The following is a 24,570-nucleotide window of genomic DNA, read 5'->3' as shown; positions in this document are numbered from 1 at the left end:
AACTTCATATGTGTGCAATACCCACTTTTGGTGATATTTAGTAAAAAACAAAAAGCCATTTCTCAAAGAGAGAAATGGCTTTTTAAGTGCTAAACTTATTTTTTATTTATTGAAAAATAAGTTTTCTTGTTGTTTTATATCCGTTTTCAAATGTTATATCAATTAATAAAACCTGATTACTAGATTGCAAATTTGAAATCAGTAATTCTGATGTTCCTGCTTTCTTTTTATTATAAAGCAATTTCCCTGCGACATCAAAAATCGAAACATCTTGAATATTTTCGTTTGATGAAACTACTTTAACTACTTTATCTTTTACAGAAACCGTAATACCTTTTTCAATATTTTCGAAATCACCCGTTCCTAAAGATTTATTAGTATATCGGAGTACGAAACGATCAGCAAAGGTTCCAATTTCTGTTGCAAAAGTATAATTACTTGCTCTTAAATCATGAAGGGTACCCGTCTTTTTATCTTCAAGATAAATCGCCTGAGTTTTCATATTTCCATCAACTTTATTTATAGCGATTGTAAAATCTCCTGCAATTGTTGTACGATAACCCAATGGTACTTCATCAACATCAGTAAATGGTAAACCACGTCCTTGAATTACTAATTTTTTATCTTCGTTAATACTATAAAAATCGACAAATTTATTTCCGTCAAACGTTTTTCCATCATACAATCTTTCATAACCATTAGTTGCTCCTTCAATGTATGCTACCAATAATTGCTTAAAAGCACCTCCTGCATTTGTCATATTCAGCCATACACGATGTTTTTCTACCTCGGCAGTTTTAGCTGTTTTGCCAGGCTTAAAGAACTGACCGTTTGAATTCCCTCCAATTCTCATTGAATTTTTATAAGTCACATTACCTGACATGACAGTACCTGTAAAGAAAGCTTGTCCTGATGCAATTTGACCGCTCGGCGTATCATCGTTAGGATCATCACCACTAAGATCTGGATCAGATGCAGAAATAGCGGGACGTGTTCCTGTTCCTCCACTTAAATTCCATGTGGCATAATCATCTGTTTTATATTGATATTTGCCTGTAAGAACAACCGGTGTATTATGTGTCCAGAAATAAAGTGTTCCACTTAATAAATCCCTATTATCAACATCAGTTATAAATGTGGTAGCATCTAATGCTGAAGGATATGGATTTCCAAGTAAATAATATTTCCCTCCAACCATGGCTTCACCTGTAAAAGTTCCATTTTGAGGTGTTCCCCAAAAACTTGCTGGAAAATCAGCTTTACTTGTATTGGAATAGTTTTCTGGTCCGCGTACAATATATCCTTTACCTGTAGCCATAATAGTAGTTCTAGGTGTAAATACCCATTGGTTACCATCATATGCGTACAGTTTAGAAATAGAAGTTAATGGTGAAAGCGCTGCCAACGTCTGGTTTTTAACTGGTGTTGACCAATACACGTAATCGGCCTGACGAATTTTTGGCGCTATACGATTATAAAAAATATTACCCGTATTTAAAGTATTACTTGTATTAGTTTGTAATAAGTTTGAACTATTTTCAAAAGTTAACGAGCTTCCTGAAACAACATGAACTCCATTAGTAACTGTCAATGTTTTTCCTGATGCAACTGTTACTGCTGCACCATTACTTACTGTAACAGAACAATATGTTACATCTGCACTAATAGTATAACCACTAGCGAAATTAACCATTTCAGTTGATGTTGGATTTGTAGTATAAGACCATGCAGTTCCATTCCAAGTATTAGCTCCAATTGTTACAGGAGTTGAATAAGTCACAATACATCCGTTATCAACGCCAAATCTATAAGTTCCAAAAGCTAGTCCTGAAATTGTTAAAGTAGTTGTTGAAAAAGGAATTGTTGTTGTTGTTGTACCATCAGATTGAAGTAAATTTCCTGAAGCTGGCAAACCAGTTAGTGTTACACTTCCCGTTGCTGTAGTACAATTTGGATATACTATTGTGCCAACAGTTGGTGCTGGATAATTTGGTTTTATCGTAAGAGTAATATTTAAATTAACAGAGCAAGTATTTCCGTTTGTAATTGTCATAACTCCAGTATATGTCCCTGCGGCAGTATTAGCTGGAACATTTATTCCTGTTACAGAACCACCACTTGTAGCAAAAGTGTAAGAAGTAGAGCCCTGATCAGTTAATGTTGCCCAATCAATACTGTAACTAGTTCCATTTTGTGTTGAAGCCGTATAAACTAAATCTGTAGTTTGAACTGATGTACTTGCACATACTACTGTAACTTCTGCTGGTGTTGAGGATGTTGTTATAGTTGGTAGTGGATTGACAATCCAACTTAATGTATTTCCTGATGCTGTTGTACAGCCGGTTCCTGTCGAAGTTCTTCTTGATTCTATGGTATTGGTTCCAACAACTGCTGTAAAACTTGGAACCGTTGTGCTCCAAGAACCAAAACCTGAACCAGTATCATAACGATACTCATCCTGTGAGGTACCTGTACCTCCTGTTCCTGCAGTAGTAACCGTCATGGTAAGTGTTGTACCTGCACACACTGTCGCTGCAGATACACCTGAACTCTTCGCAATTACCGGACCTACTGGAACAGCTACAACTGTCCAGCTTAATGTATTTCCTGATGCTGTTGTACAGCCTGTTCCTGTTGAGGTTCTTCTTGATTCTATGGTATTGGTTCCAACTACTGCTGTAAAACTTGGAACCGTTGTACTCCATGCTGTAAGGCCGGATCCGTTATTATAACGATATTCATCCTGTGATGTTCCTGTACCCCCAGTCCCTGCTGTGGTTACCGTCATGGTAAGTGTCGTACCTGCGCAAACTGTCGCTGCGGATGCACCTGAACTCTTCGCAATTGCTGGACCTACCGGAACTGCAACAACTGTCCAGCTTAATGTATTTCCTGATGCTGTTGTACAGCCTGTTCCTGTTGAGGTTCTTCTTGATTCTATAGTATTGGTTCCAACAACTGCTGTAAAACTTGGAACCGTTGTGCTCCAAGAACCAAAACCTGAACCAGTATCATAACGATACTCGTCCTGTGATGTACCAGTACCTCCTGTTCCTGCTGTAGTTACAGTCATTGTAAGTGTCGTACCTGCACACACTGTCGCTGCAGATGCACCTGAACTCTTCGCAATTACCGGACCTACTGGAACAGCTACAACTGTCCAGCTTAATGTATTTCCGGCTGCTGTTGTACAGCCTGTTCCTGTTGAGGTTCTTCTTGATTCTATGGTATTGGTTCCAACTACTGCTGTAAAACTTGGAACTGTTGTGCTCCATCCAGTAAGGCCGGATCCATTATTATAACGATATTCATCCTGTGATGTTCCTGTACCTCCAGTCCCTGCTGTAGTAACAGTCATGGTAAGTGTTGTACCTGCACAAACAGTCCCTGCAGATGCTCCTGAACTCTTCGCAATTACCGGACCTACTGGAACAGCTACCACTGTCCAGCTTAATGTATTTCCTGATGCTGTTGTACAGCCTGTTCCTGTTGATGTTCTTCTTGATTCTATGATATTTGTTCCGACTACTGCTGTAAAACTTGGAACCGTTGTGCTCCAAGAACCAAAACCTGAACCAGTATCATAACGATACTCATCCTGTGATGTTCCTGTACCCCCAGTCCCTGCTGTAGTGACAGTCATTGTTAATGTTGTGCCCGCACAAACTGTCGCTGCAGATGCACCTGAACTCTTCGCAATTACCGGACCTACAGGAGCTGCAACAACTGTCCAGCTTAATGTATTTCCTGATGCTGTTGTACAGCCCGTTCCTGTTGAGGTTCTTCTTGATTCTATGGTATTGGTTCCAACAAGTGCTGTAAAACTTGGAACTGTTGTGCTCCATGCTGTAAAGCCGGATCCGTTATTATAACGATATTCATCCTGTGATGTTCCTGTACCCCCAGTCCCTGCTGTGGTTACCGTCATAGTAAGTGTCGTACCTGCACACACTGTCGCTGCAGATGCACCTGAACTCTTCGCAATTACCGGACCTACTGGAACAGCAACAACAGTAACTCCGTAATTCGTAGAAACTGGCCCATTACCACATCCACTTGTACCTTGAACAGTAATATTTCCAGAAGAAGCTGATGCAGAAAAATCAACAGTAATATTATTTGTATTTGCTCCAGATACAATAGTTGCGCCCGATGGCAAAGTCCAATTATATCCTGTGGCATTAGCAATTGTGGGAACTGAATAAGAAACTCCAGAAGCGCCTTGACAAACAGCAGAAGTTCCTGTAATTGTTCCTGTAGCCGTTACTGCTCCGACAGTTACCGTAATGTTTAAAATAGTTGATGTACTTCCACAAGAATTTGTAGCTGTAATCGTATAGTTTGCAGCAGGTGTAGCAACACTAGGTGTACCTGTTATATTACCCGTTGTAGGATTTAATGCTAATCCTGTAGGCAATGCTGGAGAAACACCAAATGTAGGAGCCGGTGAACCTACAGTTCCAAATGAAGGTGTATTTGCTGTAATCACCGCATTTCTGCAATAACTTGCTGTTGAAGTCGTGTAACTTAAACTGGCTGGAGCACGATTTACTACAAAATTACTTCCACTAGTTGCTGTCCCTCCAGCTGTTGTTACAGTAATTGTTCCCGTGGTTGCAGTAGCTGGCAATACCGCGGTAATTTGCGTGTTACTGTTTACTGTAAAAGAAGTCGCTGCAAGACCATTAAAATTTACGGCTGTTGCGCCAATGAAGTTCGTTCCTGTAATTACTACTGAAGGAGTTGCTCCACTACAAACTGGAGAACCAGTAAAGCTAGTAATTGTTGGTGGCAAGATTGTAACTGTAACTGGAGTTCCACTTGTACTACATCCGGTAGTAGTATTAGTTGCTGTTACCGTATAATTTGTTGTTTGAGTTGGATTTACAGTTATACTATTATTTGTTGAAAGAGCTGTTCCTGCATTTGCCGGTAAGCCTGCTGTAGCTGCCGGAGATGCTAACCAACTGTAATTACCAGAAATAGCTTTATTACCAGAAACTGTAACATTATCAATAGCCCAAAACCAGTCAAACTTAGCCACATATCTAAATCTTATATAAAGTGTTGGCTGGTTAATATAACTATTCAAAGAAACGGTAGTTACCGCAAAGGCACTTTGTCCACCTTGAGTTGAGGTATTACTTAATACCTGTGTCCAACTTGTTCCATTGGTAGAAACCTCAACATAACTATTATCCGTACCATCCGTAAACTTCAAGAAAAATTGATAAAATTCTAAAGAAAGTGAAGTATATCCTGTAGTATTCATTGCAGGTGACTGCAAATAGGTAAGCGTATTCCCCGAACTTCCTTGGATAGCACTATTAGTTAAATAAAATTGGCTGTTATCATTAGATTTGAATTGGTATCCAGGATAACCAGCTCCATAGTAGTAGTAATATCCTGCTGGTTGTAACATCCAAGCAGCATTTGCATTCTCGGTCGTACTTCCTCCAGTTGAACTATTTAAGGGGTTCCAACTATTAGTTGGTCCATTAAACCCTTCTTGAAGCAGTATAGTTTTTTCGGTTATACTTGCCGTCAATGTTGAAGCGCCTCCACTAATTACTGAAGTGGGCGAAGCAGATGCTGTAATTGTAGGAAGCGGATTTACAACAAATGCATTTGAACTAGCTGCAGTACCTCCTGGCGTTGTCACAGTAATATATCCAGTTGATGCACTTGCTGGTAGTGTCGCTGTTATTTGAGTACTGCTATTTACTGTAAAAGATGTAGCAGGGGTACCATTAAAATTAACTGCCGTCGCTCCTGTTAAATTTGTACCGGTTATTACTACTGTAGGAGTAGCCCCGCTACAAACTGGTGAGCCCGTAAAACTAGTTATAGTTGGTATTGCATAACTTGTTAAAGTTACGTTATCAATTAAAAATGTTCTTGTACTACCTCCACTCGCTTCAGATTTATATATATCAATATAAAGCGTTGTTTTGTTGTTTGCAAATGCAGGAAAAATACTTGTTGTCTGTGTTAAATTGCCGGTCACTGCATCAAAATCATCAACAACTGTCCAATTAGTACCATCAGTACTAACCCTAACATGAAATTCTCCAATACCTCCGGTATTACTCCTACTACAAAAAGTAAGTTTCAAATTAGAATAAGTTGTTGTGTTAACAGTAAATCTATAATAATCCCCCGTATCCCAACCTGCTCCAGTATACATATATGAACCTCCACAAGGAGTTGTTGTGCTAAACCCTAAACTTGCAGCGGTCAAACCATTTGAACTAAAAGTAGGGGTACCCAACGTATTATTAATGTTTGGAGCAGTTGTATTCTCAAAATTAAATTGAAATAAATCTACAGTCTGTGCTTCAGCAAAATTCACAAATAAAAATGTAAAAAAAGCTGCGTAAAGAACCTTAACAGTTTTCACTTTAAAAGAAAAATCTTTCTTAGTATAAACTGCATTGTAGCTTTTTTCATCAGAACAAAATAAAGAACGAACGAATAAAAGTAGTTTTCGAAGCATAGGCGTGGTATTATATTTGTTTTTGGCGTTAAAAGAAAACTAAATGGTATAGCATTTTTTGGGGCAATACTTTAATTTTGGCTTTTAAACTTTGATTTTTTATGTTAAAACACTGTTTTTCAAACGGCTTTAAACTTGCGATATTATCGTACAAAAATATTATAATTCCGCACACACACAACATTTTAGGTAATTTCTTTTTTAGAAATAATGTAAAAATCGGTTAAAATTTAACATCAAAATAACTATTTTTAGCAATTATAGTTAAAAAGCAAGAAAAAACTCATGAATCCAAGTTACACTCCAAAAGAAGCTTTACAGAAATTAGAACACTTTTGCGCCTATCAGGAGCGTTGCCATGATGAGGTAATTGCGAAATTGCAAAGTTTAAAAATGACTTCTGAAGAAATTGATTTTATAGTAGTAAAATTAATCGAGGATAACTTTCTCAATGAAACACGTTTTGCCTGTAGTTTTGCCCGAGGAAAACACAGAATCAAACATTGGGGAAAAATCAGAATTACAAACGAACTCAAAGCAAGACATATTTCTTCGACAAATATCACTTTGGCGCTTAAAGAAATTTCTGCCGAAGAATACGAAAACACTTTTAATAATCTTGCTGAAAGATGTTGGAATAGTATTCATGAAAATAATATTTTAAAGAAAAGAAAAAAGTTCTGCGACTATCTTCTTCGTCGTGGATATGAAAGCAATTTTGTTTATGAAAAAGTAAAATTGATGGAGCTAGAATAAGCTCCGTTTTTTTTGAGAACTATAGACCTAAATCATTCTCAAACACCTCTAAAACATCAGAAAATACTTTCCTATACAAATGTCGTTTTCTTGCGAATATATAGGCTCAACTCGCGTTTTTATATAAAAAAATTTAAATAATTGTAAAATAGACATTATATTTTGCGATTTTTCTTATATTTAAAAATTCGTATTTATAAGAATTTCCACAAAAACACGATTTTCTTCATGCATTTCAACGAGTAATTTTCACACTTCATCGATTATTCGGCCATTCTAAAACCATCCTTTTTCCTAACTCGTATATGTCTATATCTTTGTTGGGTTAAATCCTATGCCAGCATAACATCCTGATAGAAACCACTTAACATGACTACTTTGGCTTCTTTTGGATGTTGCTTTTTTAAGTAATTAATGGCATGCGAACGTTAAACAAAACAAAATAAAAAAACAGTTTTTAAAAATTAAATGCCACGATTTAATTATGATTAGAAAATTACTTTTAAGTTTTTTATTTTTCCTGTTGTCACTTTTTACTTTTGGAAAAAATACATCAACACTCAACATCACCTCTCTTAGAGCCAATTACTTTTCCAACAAAATTTCCATTGTCGCAGGCACAATAACTTCTACAAGTACAGGAGGAAATTGGAGTGATGCTAGTTCATGGGTTGGTGGCGTAGTTCCCACAGCAACAGATGATGTTGTAATAGCTAGTGCCGCGACAATAACCAGTGCCGGAACCATTAACGCTAAGACACTGACAATCAACGGGAATCTTATAGTATCTAACACTGTGACGCTTAACTCAGTAACTCAAGTAACAATTAACGGTTTACTTAGTTTTGCAGACAACAATAGTAATATACACCTGCCATCTGGCACGGCCGTAAAAATTAATTCTCCAGGAAAAGTTGATAAAAGTAAATGTTCAAACAATGTCGCCATTTATATCGGAAGTACCAAAATTGCAGCTTGTACAGGAAATGGTGGCGGTACAGTGTATGATTTTGATGCTTTTAATAGTGGTGGTGGAACAATGAATGCAATTGCAAATTCAAATTCTCCAGTTTGTCAAAATGGTACGATTAATCTAATCGGTTCTTACTCAGGCTCAGCAGGAACAAAAACTTCATCAGGTTCAGCAGGCGTAAATTACTCTTGGAGCATGAAAGCACCTGATGGAACTACAACTACAAGTAATGCACAAAATTATAATTTGACTGCAAGTCAGACAGGTAATTATACGGCAATCTTAACTTGTACAACATACTATGGAAGCGATTTATATACAAGTACAAGCACAATTACTGTAGCAGTAAGTCAAGCTTTTAGTATTACTTCAGTAACTGCTGTAAAATGTACTTCTTCAACGACTCCCGTTGTTACCTTAAATTCAACCGCATCTGGTTTACCGATTGGAACCTACATTGTAACCTATAACACAACTAATCCATCCGCAACAGCCAAAACAGCAACAATGACTGTTAATACAACTGGAAGTGGAACTTTTACAACTACAGATTTAACCACAGTTAACTCTAGCACAATAACAATTACAAATTTAGCAAGTGGCTCAAGTGGTAACTCATGTAGTAATACAATTTCAAGTGGCAATACAGCAACTTTACAAACACCTCCTTCACCACAATCTGGATATTTAGCTTATGTTGCCCCAGCTTGCTTTAATTCTCCAATTACAATCAACTTAACAGGAACTATTGTAGGAGAAGTTGTTAGATGGGAAAAAAGATTAAGTCCATCCACTACATGGACAACTATTGCTAACACAACTAATTCATACACAGAAACACCTGCAACTGCAGGAACTTGGGAATATAGAGTAATGGTTGGAGATATTAACTGTGGGACAGTTTATACAGGCGTTCTACAAGTCGAAATACGTCCAGAATTAACTGTAACATTTAATTCGACCAACTCTCCAGTTTGTAAAAATGGCGTAAGTAGTACTTTAACTTATAGCGCCACAACCGGCTCTCCAAATGGATATGCATTAGTTTTTGACAGTGCAGCTAAGTCGGCTGGCTTTGGAGATCAGGGTGGTTCCTTTACCGCTGGTGCAGGGACAATTGCCATAAATGTGCCTTATGGCGTAGCTGTCGGTACCTATAATGCAACTGTTAGAGTATTTATTTATTCTACATCTTGTACGAGCGTAACCTATCCTGTAACTGTCACTGTATCTGCTCAAATCTCATCTGTATCAATAGCTCCAACAACAACTCAAAATTTTTGTACAACAGGTAACCTATTAACTGTTACTGAATCAGGAGGCACTATAACCTCAAGACAATGGGGAAAAAGATCGGTTTCAGGAGGAACAATAACTCCAATTTCGGGAGCAACTTCTACAACATACACCCCAACAACTGCTTCACTAGGAGTCGGGACATGGTATGTAGTCTGCACATCAACAAATGGTGGCTGTACTGTAACTTCTAATGAAGTAATCGTCAATGCTGGTAACATCGTTAGCGCCGCTTCTTCAACGCCAACAACATGTATTGGAGTTAATATGACATCTATTACTCACACAACAATAAATGCGAGCGGAATAAATAGCAGCGGTATTACTGGCTTACCTGCCGGAATAACTGCAAGTTGGAATAATAATACGATAACAATTAGTGGAACACCTAATGCAACTGGAACTTTCACATATAGCATTCCATTAACTGGTTGCTCAAACGCAGTAAATGCGACAGGAACAATCACTGTAAATTCTGCACCAGCAATTACTACTCAACCTGTAGCTCCAGCAGCAGTTTGTTCCGGCAATGGCACCAGAACCCTGACTGTTACTGCTACAGGAACAAACCTAACTTATGTTTGGAAAAAAGATGGTACAGCAGTTACAAACGGAGGCGTTATAAGCGGAGCAACAACAGCATCTCTTACTTTAACTAATCCTACGACAACAAACCAAGGAAATTATACTGTAGACATAAGTGGTTCTTGTACACCAGCTATAACTTCAACTGCAGTAACAGTCACGATAAACACGGCACCATCAATAACAACGCAGCCAACAGCTCCGGCAGCAACCTGCTCAGGAACTGGAACGCGAACAATTACTGTTGTAGCTTCTGGAACTAATTTGGCTTATGTTTGGAAAAAAGATGGAACTGCACTTACAAACGGAGGTGTTATAAGCGGGGCAACAACAGCATCTCTTACTTTAACTAATCCTACGACAGCAAACCAAGGAAGTTATACTGTAGATATCAGTGGTACTTGTACATCAGCTGTAACTTCAAATCCAGTAGCAGTAACGATAAACACATCACCATCAATAACAACTCAGCCAACAGCTCCTGCAGCAACTTGTGCAGGAAGCGGCACACAAACAATTACTGTTGTAGCCTCTGGAACTAATTTGGCATATGTATGGAAAAAAGACGGAACTGCACTTACAAACGGAGGTGTTATAAGCGGGGCAACATCAGCAAGCCTTACTTTAACTAATCCTACAACAGCAAATCAAGGAAATTATACTGTAGATATCAGTGGCACTTGTACACCAGCTGTAACTTCAACCCCAGTAGCAGTAACGATAAACACAGCACCATCAATAACAACACATCCAGCAACTCCTGCAGCAACTTGTTCAGGAAGTGGCACACAGTCAATGACTGTTGTAGCTACAGGAACAGGATTAACTTATCAATGGAGAAAAGACTTAACTCCAATTACAAACGGAGGTGTTATAAGCGGGGCAACATCAGCAACTCTAACCTTAACTAACCCTACAACTGCTGACGCAGGAAGCTATGACGTAGTTGTAACTGGAACTTGTGCCTCAGCAGTAACATCAACTGCCAGAACAGTAACCGTATATGCTCCCACAATTACTAATGCAGCACAAGCCAAAACCTGTGCAAACAGACATGTGACATATTCTACTCAAGGAGGAAAATCGAATTACATTTGGTCTGTTTCAGGTGTGCTTAATACGGATTATAAAATTATTGACAGAGGTACCGCTACTGACAATTATATTGTGATTGAATGGTTAACTATAGGATCAAAAACAGTAAGTGTTAATTATACTAATCCTTCTGGCTGCAGCACTTCTGCTCCAGGTACATACACAACAGAAATTGTAATTTTAGACAAAGGCCAAGTTAATGGAGGAAAACATATTTGTCCTGGTGATACAATGCCAACATTAACATTTAATACTTATGCTAATTCTAGTATTCGCTATCCAGATACATCCGTAATTGTAAAATGGCAATATAGTGATGGAAACAACACTAACTATCAAGACATCCCAGGTACAGCCGGATTAACTTCTTATACGCCATCAGCAATTTCAGGTACAACCAGACAATATCGAGTTATGGTTGATAATGGAACATGCACCGACACATCTATATACAGTGCAATAGATATCGACGTAACAACTGCAATTACAGGTCAGTCAACAGCTGGTCAGTCAGTATGTAGCGGGACAGCATTTACTCCAATATCTGTTACTGCAGTAGGAACTCCAAGAGGAGGACAATCTTCTGTTGAATATCAATGGTACAGAAATACAACAAACAGCACTACAGGTGGTACATCATTAGTTGCTGCAAATGGAGCACAAACTAATACTTATACTCCACAAGCAGGAACTGCCGGAGTATCATATTATTATTATTGTATTGTTACAGGGAATTGTAGTACTGCAACAAGCGCTGTTTCAGGAGCTTTTATTACAAATGCAAATCCAACAGCTCCAACTGCAAGCGTTACTACACAACCAACTTGCTCTGGAGTCAAAGGTACTATTACAATCACTGGAGTAAGCGGATTGACTTACAGCATTAACGGAACAGACTATTACAATCAGACTGTATTTGGATCTCTAGATCCTGGAACTTATATTGTAACTGCTAAAAACGCTTCAGGCTGTATTTCACAACCGGGCACTTCTTTGCAAGTCAACATACCTGTATTTAAAACATGGACAGGAGCCACAAATACTGTATGGAACTTAGCAGGCAACTGGAGTCCTTCGGGAATTCCAACTGCAACTGACTGTGTTATCATACCAACAGGTGTAGCAAATAGCCCAGTTATTTCAGATGTAAACCTACCATCATATGCTTATACACTTACTGTAAATGACAAAGCCTCTTTAACTGTTGAATCTGCAACTACTCTAAGAGTTTACGGTGCTGTGAAAGTTCTTTCATCTGCTACGACATCAGGAACACTTTTATTTAAAAACAGTTCAAGTTTAATTCAAACTGATACCGATCCAAATATTAACAGTGGAAATATCACATATCTAAGAACAACCCTTCCTATTCGTCAAGCCGATTATGTATATTGGTCGACACCAGTAAAAGGTCAAACTCTTGGTGGCATTTCACCAGCGACTTATATTGACAAATATTTAACATACAATAGTTCACAATGGGTAGCTGTGCCAAGAGCAACTGTAATGACCGTTGGTAAAGGTTATATTATTCGCGGTCCTGAATACTTCTCTAATACAGCTAGACAAGCTTACCCTGCAACATTTATTGGAACACCTAATAACGGAACACTATCTGGCGAAACAGTAGCAGCTAGTAAGTATTATTTAGTTGGAAATCCATATCCATCAGCTTTAGATGCTAATAAATTTATACTTGATGTTAACAATAAAGATATATTAAAAGGAACCTTATATTTTTGGACGCATAACACTCCAGTAGTTTTAGGTGGTGCATATCAATATAATACAGATGATTATGCCAGCTACAATGTTAGTGGAGGTGTAAGAACGGCGGCACTAAGCGGAAATGCTTCAAATAACAATGAAAAACCTAGCGGTCAAATTGCAGCAGGTCAATCGTTTTTTGTTGGCACAAAAGCTGCAGGTACTATTACTTTCAACAATACAATGCGATCAGGAGCAGACAACAACGGTCAATTTTTCAAACCTGGAAAAACTTCTAAATCAGAGAGTTTTGAAAGACATCGCGTATGGCTGAATATGACGAATGCTGGTGGAGCCTTCAAGCAATTATTAGTTGGATACATAGACGGTGCAACTAACGATGTAGAACCTGGTTTTGATGGCGCAACTTTTGACGGAAATAAATATCTGGACTTTTACAGTATTAGTCAAAGTAGTAAACTAGTAATTCAAGGAAGAGCTTTACCTTTTTCAGACACAGATACAGTTCCTTTAGGATATAAAACAACAATTGCAGGAGATTTCACGATTGCTATTGATGAGGCCGATGGAGAATTAGCTACTCAGAAAATCTATTTGGAAGACAAAACAACAAATACAATTCATGACTTAACGCAGAGTAATTATACTTTTACAACAGCTATAGGAACTTTTACAGATCGTTTCGTTCTGCGCTACACTAATAAATCGTTAGGAACTGGTGATTTTGAAAACATCGAAAACGGCGTTTTAATTTCTGTAAAAGATAAAACTGTAAAAGTGCTATCATCTAAAGAAAACTTAAAAGAAATTTCAATTTATGACGTTTCAAGCAGAATACTTTACAACAAAACAAAAGTAAATTCTACCGATTTACAAATTTCAAACCTACAGTCAAGTAATCAGGTTTTAATTGTAAAGGTGACTTTAGAAAATGACTTTACAGTTTCTAAAAAGGTTATTTTTCAATAGATAAATATAAGTTTCAAAAAAAATCCAGTCTAAAACAGACTGGATTTTTTTTTAGAAGTATATTTTAATTATCGTTTTTCAATCAGAACACTAACAGCATTTCCGCCAAAACCTACAGCGTTGATTAAAACCTTTTTTATTGGTTTGCTTTGTTTTTGTTTTTCTCCAAACGGAACTCCAATAAAAGTATCATGTTGCATCATCAACAGCGCCAATTCTAAGCTCAAAATCCCTGAAGCTCCAAACGTATGTCCGATTTTCCACTTATTTGTTGTTAGTAATGGTAAATTGATTCCAAAAACTTTTTCAATCGCACGCAACTCTGTTAAATCTCCTTTTATCGTTCCTGGCGCATGCATTACGATTGCGTCAACACTTTCTAAATCTTCATTTTCTAAAGCCATTTTCATCGATTTTTGAAAACAGGTTGCTTCTGCAGAAATCGAAATGTTATGTTCCAAAACTTCAGTCGCATAGCCAACTCCTGTTACATACGCAATTGCATTATCTTTTTCTCCGGTCTCTAAACAACAAACTGCCGCGCCTTCGCCCAAAATCATTGTATTTTGTGTTTTTTCAAAATCAAAAGCCAGATTTGGCCAGGCTTCCTGATCCTGATCAATACGCGAATAGATTTTCAAAGCTCTCATTTGAGCAATCGTAAAGTCCGTTAAAGGTGCTTCACTTCCACCCACTAAAAACTTATCTGACATTCCAGATTTTAACCACGCAACTCCATTTAATAAAGCATGAAGTGCCGTTGAACAAGTTATAGAATGTGAAATCTCGGGACCAGAACTTTGCAAATCATGAGCAATCCAAGAAGAGATATTCCCTAAAGTTGTGGTTGGAGATGCTAAAGTCTGTGCTCTTCCTGTGTCGATATATTCCTTATAATGTTTTTCGAATAAATCTGTTGCTCCTCTCGAAGAACCAATATTAATTCCGAAAACATCTTCCGAACTCCAATTTGCTTGTTTCACAGCTTGTCGAGAAGCCGCTAAAGCGAATAAAACAGAGTCATCCAAAAAATTATATTTAGGATCTGATTCCCTGATTTCGGCGATAATTTTTTTTGATTTCGCACCAAGTGCTGCCGTTGAAGTTTCCTGCTGATCCAAAAATTGTTTTGAAAAGCAATGATTTTCGTTCAGATAGTTTGTCCAAACTTCTTCAGCATTATTTCCTAATGGCGAAATAGATGAAAAAGCGGTTATGGAGATTTTCTTTGTATTCAAAATATTGATTTTATGCCTATTGCATTTTCTAACCACAAAGGTCGCAAAAGAATTATAAAAAATGGCACACAGATAACGCGGATTAAACGGATTTAAAAAGATTAATCTGTGAAAATCCGTTTAATCCGCGTTATCTGTAGGCAAAATTAAACCATTTCAATTGCTTCTTCGATTGTTTTATAAACTTTCTGAAGTTGTTCGTTTGTCATTATATAAGGCGGTAATATGTAAACAATATTTCCAACCGGTCTTAAAACAACTCCTTTTTCAATAAAGAAATTATACAATTTGGTACGCATTGAACCATAATAACTTTCCTCAGAATCTGATTTTATCTCGACCGCAAAAATAACTCCGAGTGTTCTCGCAGTAATTACTTTTGGATGATTTTCAATTTTCTTCTGAAACGCTAAATGGTTTTTATTTATTCGGATGATATTATCCTGCATTTCTTCCGTCTGCAATAAATCAATACTTGCTAAAGCTGCTGCACAACCTGTTGGATTTGCAGTAAAAGTATGTCCATGAAATAAAGCTTTATTAATGTCGTCATCATAAAAAGCGTCAAAAACTTCTTGAGTGAAAGTTGTAATCGCCATTGGAATTGTTCCTCCCGTCAATGCTTTCGACAAACAAATCATATCAGGATCAGCATTTACATAATCCATTGCAAAGGTTTTTCCTGTTTTACCAAAGCCTGTCATTACTTCATCTGCAATTGTTAGAACATTGTTCTCTTTACAAATTTCAATCAGCTTTTCCAATGCTTCTGGCTCGTACATAACCATTCCGGCTGCGCCTTGTACCAAAGGTTCAAAAATAAATCCAGCGCAATTATGTTTTTGAATTACATTTTTCAATGCATTAAAACTTGCTTCCTCCTGCCCTTTTACCGGAACCGGAATTCGGACAACATCAATAAACATTCCCTGAAAAGCTTGCGTATAAAATGAGATTCCGCTTGCCGCCATTGCCGCAAAAGTGTCTCCGTGAAAAGCATTTTCAAAAGCAATTATTATAGTACGCTTTTCATTTTTATTAAAAAAATACTGCAAGGCAACTTTAATTGCAACTTCAACTGCGGTTGAACCATTATCTGAAAAAAAGATTTTTTGCTGATTTTTAGGCAAAATTTCCATCAGTTTTTCAGCCACTTTTATTGCAGGTTCGTGAGTAAAACCTCCAAATAAAACGTGTTCCAAAGTCGTCAGTTGTTTGTAAATCGCATCGGCAATAAATTTATTACTGTGCCCAAACGGATTTACCCACCAAGATGCAATTGCATCTATATATTCTTTATTGTTTTCGTCCCAAAGCAACGCGCCTTCGCCTCTTGAAATTGCAATTGGTGTTTGTGAAGTTTTGTGCTGTGTATATGGATGCCAAAGGTATTGGCTGTCTTTTTCTTGTAAAGTCATTTTTTAAGAAGATAGAAAATAGAGTATAGAAAAAAGACTAAACTCTATAGTTTTTACAAAGATAAGAAAGTCTATTTTCTTAATTCTATATTCTTTACTCTATAAATTCAATAGATTTTCGCGAAACAAATCAGCATATTCCTTAATTACATTCTGATCAAAATAAGGTTCTTCGTCAATTCTTCCAATGGATTTAATTCCGGTTTTATTCAAAATCAAACTTTCGGTCGATTTGTTTTCGCTTCCGCTGAATATAATTCCGTCAACTTTAAAACCTCGATTCTGAATTGCTTCAATAGTTAGTAAAGTATGATTGATGCTTCCGAGATAATGCCTTGAGACTACAATTATCTTATAATCTTTCTGAATCAAATCGGCAATAGTATCTTTTTCGTTTAACGGAACAAAAAACCCTCCCGCTCCTTCAATCACCAAATGATTTTCAGTTTTTGGCTCCTGAATATTCTTCAGGTCAATTTCAATTCCATCAATTTCAGCAGCAAAATGCGGACTTGCAGGTGTATTTAATTCATATGCATTTGGAAAAAATTGAGATCTAGAGTTCGAAATTTTAGATTTTACTTTATGTGTGTCACTGAGATCTAAATCACCAGCTTGAATAGGTTTCCAATAATCAGCTTCTAAAGCTTCAACAACAATTGCCGAAGCCACTGTTTTACCAACATCAGTAGAGATTCCTGTAATAAATATTTTCATAATTAATAGACCACAGATAACACAGATTAAACCGATTATCGCGGATTTTTTTTATTTTTCAATCAATCAGCTACTTGACAATCCGTGTAAATCCGTAGTATCCGTTTTATCTGTGGGCTGTCATGCAAAAATACCAATAAAAACAACAAACCCATCAATTACGATGGGTTCTGTTTTATTCTTCTTTTAATTCGTCTATAACTTTTCTAATTTCCTTCGCATATTTTCCGTAAAATAATTTTGTATGTCCTTCAGTCATAAACCACATCAAAATGACAAATACAAATACAATCAAAATAACTATTACTAACACATATTCTTGATTTGTATTTGAAATAAGATTTAACAGTTTTCCTGATTTTTTACCTAAAGGCAATAAAAACATATAAAACAATCCAAAAGGAAAAAAGGTATAACTAGCAGATTTATAGGTCTCAATAAACAACCTTATATTGTAATATATTTCATATAAATTATCTTTGGTTGTTGCCGCAACATTTGCAAAATTTTTATAATAGATATGTAATCTTATTGCAAATGCAATTGAGATTATTATTGAAACTGCATACAGCAAATAGTAAGCAAGAAAAAAACTATATTTCAAATTGATAAATAACGGAATTATCGGGACTAAAATCATCGAAATTACCTGAACGATGAATTCTTTTTTTAAATTTTTTCTAATTTTATCCAAAGGCATATTAACCGATTGAATTTTTTCTAAATTATTTGGAAGAACAACATTTTCTATTGGTTCATTTTTCCATGCGTTTTGTATATCGTTAAAATCCATATCCCTGATTTTTAATTATTTCTTTTAATTTTTCTTTTGCCCTATTTAATTTCACTCTCGCATTTCCTTCAGAAATTCCTAGATTTTCGCCAATTTCTTTATGAGAAAAGCCTTCTAACTGATAGAAAATAATGGCCTTGTCAATTTTTTCCAATTTCTGAACTGCTTTATAAAAATGATCCAGCTGACTTTCTTTTATATGCGAGTCGCCTTCGTCATCTTTAATATTTTCTGAAGCAATTTCATATTTGTCAACCTTTCGTTTTTCTTTTTTAAGGAAAACGATAGCGGTATTAACGGCCACTCGATACATCCAGGTCGAAAATTGGCTCTCGTTTCGAAACGTATCATACGATTTCCAAAGTTGGCAGACAATTTCCTGAAATAAATCCTGCTGATCATCATAATTGTCCATGTACATTTTCGAGACTTTGTACAGAATTCCTTTGTGACTTTCTATCCGATTTAAAAACTCTTGTTCTTTCTCTTTCAAAATAGTTTTAATTCATTACTGGTTTTACAATATATCCTGCTTTTCTTAATAAATTAATCACTCCAAATTCACCTCCCAAATGTGCCGAACCAACTGCAAAGAATACACTTTCCTTTTTCATCAATTGTGGCATTTCTTTCACCCAGTTTAAATTTCTCTGGTCCAGAATTATTCCTCTTGTTTTCTCGCTTGTAATTTTCTTGTCTGTTACGATATCAAACAAATTTTCAACATTTTCACTTTTATATGCAGCTACTAATTTAGCAGTTTCTTCCTGATTTGTCTGTCCTAACATATCAATCATTTCATCATTTGAATATGCGTTTTCAAACATTTCAAATTGAGATTTTACCGTTTCCAAACCGCCAACCTGAATATTTCTTTTTTTAGCCATCTCTATAAATTCCATTTCATAAAGCTTGATATCTGTACAGCCGAAACTTTTCATCGAAATCAAACTCATCACAGTCATCAAACTAAAATTATCTACTTGTAAGGTTGTTACTCCTGCTGTCTTTTTTAAGATTTCATTTAATTTTGATAATTGCTCCGGACTTAAAAGTTTACTCAAAGGTTCTTTTCCCATTGCCATTTTTTGCATCGCCGTCATTTCAGCCGAATCTGCAAAATTGATTTCTAAAACTAATTTATTGGCGGCCGTAAATGCTTTCTTTGTTTTTTCAGAAAGAAAATAGTCTGACGTACAAATCATATGAACCGTTCCATATAAATAAGAAGGTTTTTCTAATCCATTTCCTGAAACTTCCCACAAAAGAGAGTTCTCTAGTTTTGAAGAATTTGTTTGCGCTTGCGCAGTAGTGCTAAAAACGAATAAGATTATTGCGATTGTTGATGTAAATAAATTTTTCATAATGTTGATTGATTTTGATTGCTTGATTTTTTGATTGATGACTGAAACCCGATTATTATTTGCTGTATTTTTTTCGCTGCCAGGAAGCAATTGAAATCACAAATAAACAAATCATTACAACTAGTGTTTCTGTTCTTGGTTTATCTAAAATAAAATGGTTCACTAAAGTGTACCCTAGTCCGAGAGAAGTACAAAATATAAATGCAAAGTTGGAAGTTCTCTCTTTTTTTGAAGTTGATTGTGTTTTCATAATTATTTTGGTTTATTTGATTACGGCTCGTAAGTAATCGAATAATCAAAACGTTACAAAAAAAATTAAACTTTTTTAAAAAAGTGTGGAAATATAAGGCTTAAGAAAGTACATGTTTTTTTTATTCTACAGAAGAACATAAGAAAGACGCTCAAAAGTGGTGCGGTCAATCTTCTCGAAATAACCTAATCTTAAAATACAAAATCTCGAAGTAATCCTAAAATCTGGCTAATTTCTTCTTGGGAATTATAACTGTGAATACAAAAACGAAGACGTTCCTGACCTTCAGGAACGGTTGGAGATAAAATAGCTTTTACATCAAAACCTTTGTCCTGCAATTGTTGGGCAATACGTTTAACGTTTTCATTACCCGGAATAATTGCCGATTGAATTGCCGATTTGCTTCTGACAAACATTGGCTTTAAACCCAATAAATTTTTCTGCTGATTAAAGAAAACTATATTTTGGCGAAGTTCATTAATTGTTTCTTTTTCAATTTCCAAATGTTGATAAGCAACCAAAATTGTAGCCACCGAATGCGGAGATAATCCTGTTGTATAAATAAAACTTCGGGCGAAGTTTACTAAATATTCGGTCAATTCAGGACTTCCTAAAACGACTGCTCCATGACATCCGAGACCTTTTCCGAAAGTCATAATTCGGGCGAAAATTCGATTATGCAGTTGAAGATACTGTGTGAGTCCTTCGCCTTTATCTCCAAAAACACCCAAAGTATGTGCTTCATCAACCACTAAATAACAATTGTACTTTTCTGACAACTTTACTAATTCTTCCAAATTGGGGCTATCGCCATCCATAGAAAAAACGGTTTCAGTTACTATGTAAATATTTGTATCAGGAAATTTTAGAATCAAACGCTCTAAATCTTCAAAATCATTATGATTGAATTTGTATGATTTTGCATTCGACATTACAATTCCATCGCGAATAGAAGCATGACTTAATTCATCATACAAAATAACATCGTTTCGTTGCGGTACAGCACTAAAAAAGCCCGCATTGGCATCGTAACCCGAATTGAAAATTAAAGCCGATTCAGCATCATGAAATTCCGTTATAAAAGCTTCTGCAATTTGATACAAAGAATGATTACCTGAAATCAATCTTGAACCTGTCGCTCCATTCTGAATTATTTCATTTTCAATTAAGTAATGATGAGCCTGTTTAAAAATAAATTCCGATTTTGAAAATCCAATATAATCGTTTGAAGAAAAATCGACAAGATTATTAAAACTTGGCAATTTTCTTAACGAATTATTTTGCTTCCTATTTTCAAGCTTTTGAATAAGATTTTCAGGTAATTTCATGAAAGCAAAGTTATGAAATTGAAATTTGATATAAACAAACAGCGGGATTTGATGTTCCCGCTGTTTTCTACTTTACCCTAAATTGCGCTTATAAAAGGCGACTTCCTACTATAGTTAGATTCAGTCATTTCTTTAAGCATAAATTCAGCAATATCAAATGCACTGATTTTATCACTCAGACAATCTTCAAGATTTACTACAACCTCAGAACTATTATCAGTAAATTCAATAAACGGAACACGAACTTGCGTCCAATTAACATCACTTTGAACTAAAAGATCATAAGCCTTTTGACGATCTTCCTGAATTTCTGGAAAATTAGTTTTCATCCAATCAGTAGCCATAATCGTTTTTGGGCTTTTTTTATCAAATGGGGTATCGATGTTAAGACCAGCAAGAAGAACATAACGATTAATTCCCTGTTCTTTCATGGCTCTCAAAACATGTTTTGTCACTGTACATGCAACAAGAGGCTCGTCTTTTCTCTGACCAATTGTACTTACAACAGCCTGACAGTCTTTTAGCAATAATTGTATCGATTCGAAATCGAGCGCATCGCCCTGAATGATTTCAATTTTAGAATTTTGAATTTCGAAATTTTGAGGATTTCTTAATAAAAGTTTTAAACTAAATCCTTCATTTAATAACTGGTCTACAAGAAACTTTCCAGTTCTTCCACCACCGCCAAGAACGGCAACTTTTGATATATTTTTCATCTCTATTATTTATAAAATTTGACATAAAAGTTTACGTCTTATCAGGTTGATAAAACGAAACTGTAAAAGCTTACTGCGCTTTTACATCCTAATCAATATTTTATAAAGAGATTTTAATACTTCAAAAGTAAAAAAATAAAAAAGTCCAACAAAAGTTTGACTTTTAAAATATTAGAAATTTTCTTTTTCCATCCATTTAAAATTCCCTTTTTCAGTAGCATCAAGTAAATTAACTTGTAATCCATTTGCTATTTTAAAGGCCAAATTAAAAGCAGACTGAGAATTAAGATGAGTTGATACCGATTTTTTCTTTGTTTCTGATAACCAGATTTGAACTTCAAAATCTCGATCTGAATGATTTTTATACACAGAAACATATTCTACTTTTTTAAAAACAATGTCTTTGCATAAAGCAATATTAAATAAAGTAAAATTGAAACGAACATCCTTAATTTCAGAATTTGTATAGACTTTTTTTGTAAAGGTCAATCCTGCTGCACAGACAAACATAAAAAAGACAGCTAAAGAAAACTTCAAACCATTCATAATCCTGCCTTCATAAAAAAGATGAAGCATTTTAAGCAACATTGAAATGGTAAAAAAATATAATGGAGTGGCTAAAAGAAAATGCCAAAAAGGTCTTTCTGATTTATAAATTAACTTTTCTAATTGCTGGTTTATCATATTCAAAAATAAAAAAAAAGCCACTCACTATGTGAATGGCTTTTAAACTTATCTTGAAATTGTTATTAGTCAACTAAAACAATTACTTTATTATCTTTCATTTCGATTGTACCTGACGTAATCTCTAATGTATAGGTTTGGTCATTAACTCTCACAAATTTACTTGCTACCTCTTTAGAAAAATTAAAGCTTGATGCTGCAATTTTTATAGTTCCTTTCTCAAGAATAGAAACAATAGGAGCGTGATTATTTAAAATCTGAAAGCTTCCATCAACTCCAGGAACCGTAACTGAAGTTACTTCTCCCGAAAATAATTTTGCCTCTGGTGATACTATATCTAAAATCATCTTTTTTTAGTTGAGATATAAGTTATGAGTTATAAGTGAGATGATACTCATAATTTATAACTCATAATTCATAATTAATATTAAGCTTCAGCTAACATTTTTTCTCCAGCTTCGATTGCATCTTGAATAGAACCTTTCAAGTTGAAAGCAGCTTCTGGAAGGTGATCTAACTCACCATCGATAATCATGTTGAAACCTTTGATAGTATCTTTAATATCAACTAATACACCTGGAATACCTGTAAATTGCTCTGCTACGTGGAATGGCTGAGACAAGAAACGTTGTACACGACGTGCTCTTGATACAGAAAGTTTATCTTCTTCAGATAACTCTTCCATACCTAAGATCGCGATGATATCTTGAAGTTGTTTGTATTTTTGAAGAATCTCTTTTACTCTTTGTGCACAGTCGTAGTGCTCATTTCCTAAGATTTGAGGAGTCAAAATTCTTGAAGTAGAATCTAACGGGTCAACCGCTGGATAAATACCTAACTCAGCAATTTTACGAGACAATACAGTTGTAGCATCTAAGTGGGCGAAAGTTGTAGCCGGCGCCGGGTCAGTTAAGTCATCCGCAGGAACGTAAACCGCCTGTACAGATGTAATAGATCCTTTGTTTGTAGATGTAATACGCTCTTGCATAGCACCCATCTCTGTTGCCAAAGTTGGTTGGTAACCTACTGCAGAAGGCATACGACCTAAAAGTGCTGATACCTCAGAACCTGCCTGTGTAAAACGGAAGATATTATCAACGAAGAATAATACATCTTTACCTTGGTCAGATCCAGCTCCATCACGGAAATACTCAGCGATAGATAATCCTGAAAGTGCCACACGTGCACGAGCTCCAGGTGGCTCATTCATTTGTCCGAAAACGAAAGTAGCTTTAGACTCTCTCATTCCTGGCATATCTACTTTAGATAAATCCCATCCTCCATTTTCCATAGAGTGCATGAAATCATCACCATATTTAATAATTCCTGACTCTAACATCTCACGAAGTAAGTCATTTCCTTCACGTGTTCTTTCACCTACTCCAGCGAATACTGAAAGTCCACCGTGACCTTTTGCGATATTGTTGATCAACTCCTGAATCAATACTGTTTTACCAACACCAGCACCACCAAACAATCCAATTTTACCTCCTTTTGCGTAAGGCTCGATCAAATCGATTACTTTAATACCTGTGAATAAAACTTCAGATGAAGTTGATAAATCTTCGAATTTAGGAGCTTGTCTGTGAATTGGCAAACCATTTTCTCCAGTTTTTGGCAATTCGCCTAAACCATCAATTGCATCTCCAACAACATTAAATAAACGTCCATATACATCTGGACCGATTGGCATTTGGATTGGATTCCCAGTTCCAACTACCTCATATCCTCTTGACAAACCGTCTGTAGAGTCCATAGAGATTGTACGAACAGTGTTTTCTCCAATGTGAGATTGTACTTCAAGAACTAATAATGTTCCATCTTTTTTTGTGATTTCTAATGAATCATAAATTTTTGGAAGTTCAACATCTTTACCGTTGAAAACTACGTCAACTACTGGTCCAATGATTTGAGCAACTTTTCCTATTACTTTTGACATTACTTATGTATTTATTAAATAGCTATTTAGGTTTATCGAAAATACCTCTTTTTTCAGAGCGCAAAGATAATTTTTTAAAATATAAAATCAATTTTTTTTTCATAAAAAATACCATGATTTTGTTTGATTCCTAAAACTAAGGCCTCAAATAACTAAAATTGTATTTTTTAGCGAAATAAAAAAAGCCACTGCATTTTAAAAATGAGTGGCTTTTTACTAAAAAAA

15 protein-coding genes are annotated in these 24,570 nt (G+C 35.8%); 2 read left to right on the top strand and 13 right to left on the bottom strand.

What is annotated here, in order from left to right; genetic code table 11:
* Positions 1-106: 106 nt before the first annotated feature.
* A complete protein-coding gene (locus ACNFIH_RS13670; protein ID WP_426483569.1) occupies positions 107-6,496 on the bottom strand; it encodes a T9SS sorting signal type C domain-containing protein in 6,390 nt (2,129 codons plus the stop codon).
* Positions 6,497-6,781: 285 nt separating this feature from the next.
* On the opposite strand from ACNFIH_RS13670, the gene ACNFIH_RS13665 reads away from it, so the two are divergent.
* Together ACNFIH_RS13665 and ACNFIH_RS13660 are read left to right on the top strand one after the other, a co-directional pair.
* Positions 6,782-7,252 carry a regulatory protein RecX gene (locus ACNFIH_RS13665; RefSeq protein ID WP_426483568.1) on the top strand — a complete coding sequence of 157 codons (471 nt, stop codon included), beginning with the start codon at positions 6,782-6,784 and terminating at the stop codon, positions 7,250-7,252.
* Positions 7,253-7,736: 484 nt separating this feature from the next.
* A complete protein-coding gene (locus tag ACNFIH_RS13660) occupies positions 7,737-13,898 on the top strand; it encodes a T9SS sorting signal type C domain-containing protein (protein WP_426483567.1) in 6,162 nt (2,053 codons plus the stop codon).
* Positions 13,899-13,966: 68 nt separating this feature from the next.
* Here ACNFIH_RS13660 and ACNFIH_RS13655 read toward each other — a convergent pair whose 3' ends face one another.
* The 12 genes from ACNFIH_RS13655 to atpD all read right to left on the bottom strand — a co-directional run bounded on the left by ACNFIH_RS13655 (position 13,967) and on the right by atpD (position 24,345).
* A complete protein-coding gene (locus ACNFIH_RS13655; RefSeq protein WP_426483566.1) occupies positions 13,967-15,136 on the bottom strand; it encodes a beta-ketoacyl synthase N-terminal-like domain-containing protein in 1,170 nt (389 codons plus the stop codon).
* A gap of 146 nt (positions 15,137-15,282) precedes the next feature.
* Positions 15,283-16,554: an adenosylmethionine--8-amino-7-oxononanoate transaminase gene (gene bioA / locus ACNFIH_RS13650; protein WP_426483565.1), complete on the bottom strand. Its 1,272-nt coding sequence runs from the start codon at positions 16,552-16,554 to the stop codon at positions 15,283-15,285.
* A gap of 99 nt (positions 16,555-16,653) precedes the next feature.
* A complete protein-coding gene (gene bioD / locus ACNFIH_RS13645) occupies positions 16,654-17,271 on the bottom strand; it encodes a dethiobiotin synthase (protein WP_426483564.1) in 618 nt (205 codons plus the stop codon).
* Between the two features lie 175 nt (positions 17,272-17,446).
* Positions 17,447-18,064 carry a hypothetical protein gene (locus ACNFIH_RS13640; RefSeq protein WP_426483563.1) on the bottom strand — a complete coding sequence of 206 codons (618 nt, stop codon included), beginning with the start codon at positions 18,062-18,064 and terminating at the stop codon, positions 17,447-17,449.
* Complete coding sequence (locus ACNFIH_RS13635; RefSeq protein WP_426483562.1) at positions 18,054-18,557, bottom strand: RNA polymerase sigma factor; 504 nt, start codon at positions 18,555-18,557, stop codon at positions 18,054-18,056. The genes ACNFIH_RS13640 and ACNFIH_RS13635 overlap by 11 nt, the downstream gene beginning before the upstream one ends.
* Positions 18,558-18,564: 7 nt before the next feature.
* Positions 18,565-19,428 carry a TraB/GumN family protein gene (locus tag ACNFIH_RS13630; protein ID WP_426483561.1) on the bottom strand — a complete coding sequence of 288 codons (864 nt, stop codon included), beginning with the start codon at positions 19,426-19,428 and terminating at the stop codon, positions 18,565-18,567.
* 55 nt (positions 19,429-19,483) lie between these two features.
* Complete coding sequence (locus ACNFIH_RS13625) at positions 19,484-19,678, bottom strand: hypothetical protein (RefSeq protein WP_426483560.1); 195 nt, start codon at positions 19,676-19,678, stop codon at positions 19,484-19,486.
* Between the two features lie 191 nt (positions 19,679-19,869).
* The gene (locus tag ACNFIH_RS13620) at positions 19,870-21,006 is read right to left on the bottom strand and encodes an aminotransferase class I/II-fold pyridoxal phosphate-dependent enzyme (protein WP_426483559.1); all 1,137 of its coding nucleotides are present in this window, start codon (positions 21,004-21,006) and stop codon (positions 19,870-19,872) included.
* A 77-nt stretch (positions 21,007-21,083) separates the two neighbouring features.
* Positions 21,084-21,722: an NAD(P)-dependent oxidoreductase gene (locus ACNFIH_RS13615; RefSeq protein ID WP_426483558.1), complete on the bottom strand. Its 639-nt coding sequence runs from the start codon at positions 21,720-21,722 to the stop codon at positions 21,084-21,086.
* A 171-nt stretch (positions 21,723-21,893) separates the two neighbouring features.
* Entirely contained in the window at positions 21,894-22,406 is a 513-nt protein-coding gene (locus ACNFIH_RS13610) for a hypothetical protein (protein ID WP_426483557.1), read from the bottom strand.
* 65 nt (positions 22,407-22,471) lie between these two features.
* The gene (locus tag ACNFIH_RS13605; protein ID WP_035652883.1) at positions 22,472-22,753 is read right to left on the bottom strand and encodes a F0F1 ATP synthase subunit epsilon; all 282 of its coding nucleotides are present in this window, start codon (positions 22,751-22,753) and stop codon (positions 22,472-22,474) included.
* 80 nt (positions 22,754-22,833) lie between these two features.
* A complete protein-coding gene (atpD, locus tag ACNFIH_RS13600) occupies positions 22,834-24,345 on the bottom strand; it encodes a F0F1 ATP synthase subunit beta (RefSeq protein WP_035652881.1) in 1,512 nt (503 codons plus the stop codon).
* Between the last annotated feature and the right edge of the window lie 225 nt (positions 24,346-24,570).

This window comes from Flavobacterium sp. 2, from assembly GCF_049949195.1.
In the GTDB taxonomy this organism is placed as follows: domain Bacteria; phylum Bacteroidota; class Bacteroidia; order Flavobacteriales; family Flavobacteriaceae; genus Flavobacterium.
This window is presented reverse-complemented; position numbering and strand designations above follow the sequence as displayed.

Coding starts and splice junctions, on each gene's coding strand:
- ACNFIH_RS13670 (WP_426483569.1), bottom strand. CDS start 6,496: ATGCTTCGAAAACTACTTTTATTCGTTCGTTCTTTATTTTGTTCTGAT.
- ACNFIH_RS13665 (WP_426483568.1), top strand. CDS start 6,782: ATGAATCCAAGTTACACTCCAAAAGAAGCTTTACAGAAATTAGAACAC.
- ACNFIH_RS13660 (WP_426483567.1), top strand. CDS start 7,737: ATGATTAGAAAATTACTTTTAAGTTTTTTATTTTTCCTGTTGTCACTT.
- bioA (WP_426483565.1), bottom strand. CDS start 16,554: ATGACTTTACAAGAAAAAGACAGCCAATACCTTTGGCATCCATATACA.
- bioD (WP_426483564.1), bottom strand. CDS start 17,271: ATGAAAATATTTATTACAGGAATCTCTACTGATGTTGGTAAAACAGTG.
- ACNFIH_RS13640 (WP_426483563.1), bottom strand. CDS start 18,064: ATGGATTTTAACGATATACAAAACGCATGGAAAAATGAACCAATAGAA.
- ACNFIH_RS13630 (WP_426483561.1), bottom strand. CDS start 19,428: ATGAAAAATTTATTTACATCAACAATCGCAATAATCTTATTCGTTTTT.
- ACNFIH_RS13625 (WP_426483560.1), bottom strand. CDS start 19,678: ATGAAAACACAATCAACTTCAAAAAAAGAGAGAACTTCCAACTTTGCA.
- ACNFIH_RS13620 (WP_426483559.1), bottom strand. CDS start 21,006: ATGAAATTACCTGAAAATCTTATTCAAAAGCTTGAAAATAGGAAGCAA.
- ACNFIH_RS13615 (WP_426483558.1), bottom strand. CDS start 21,722: ATGAAAAATATATCAAAAGTTGCCGTTCTTGGCGGTGGTGGAAGAACT.
- ACNFIH_RS13610 (WP_426483557.1), bottom strand. CDS start 22,406: ATGATAAACCAGCAATTAGAAAAGTTAATTTATAAATCAGAAAGACCT.
- ACNFIH_RS13605 (WP_035652883.1), bottom strand. CDS start 22,753: ATGATTTTAGATATAGTATCACCAGAGGCAAAATTATTTTCGGGAGAA.
- atpD (WP_035652881.1), bottom strand. CDS start 24,345: ATGTCAAAAGTAATAGGAAAAGTTGCTCAAATCATTGGACCAGTAGTT.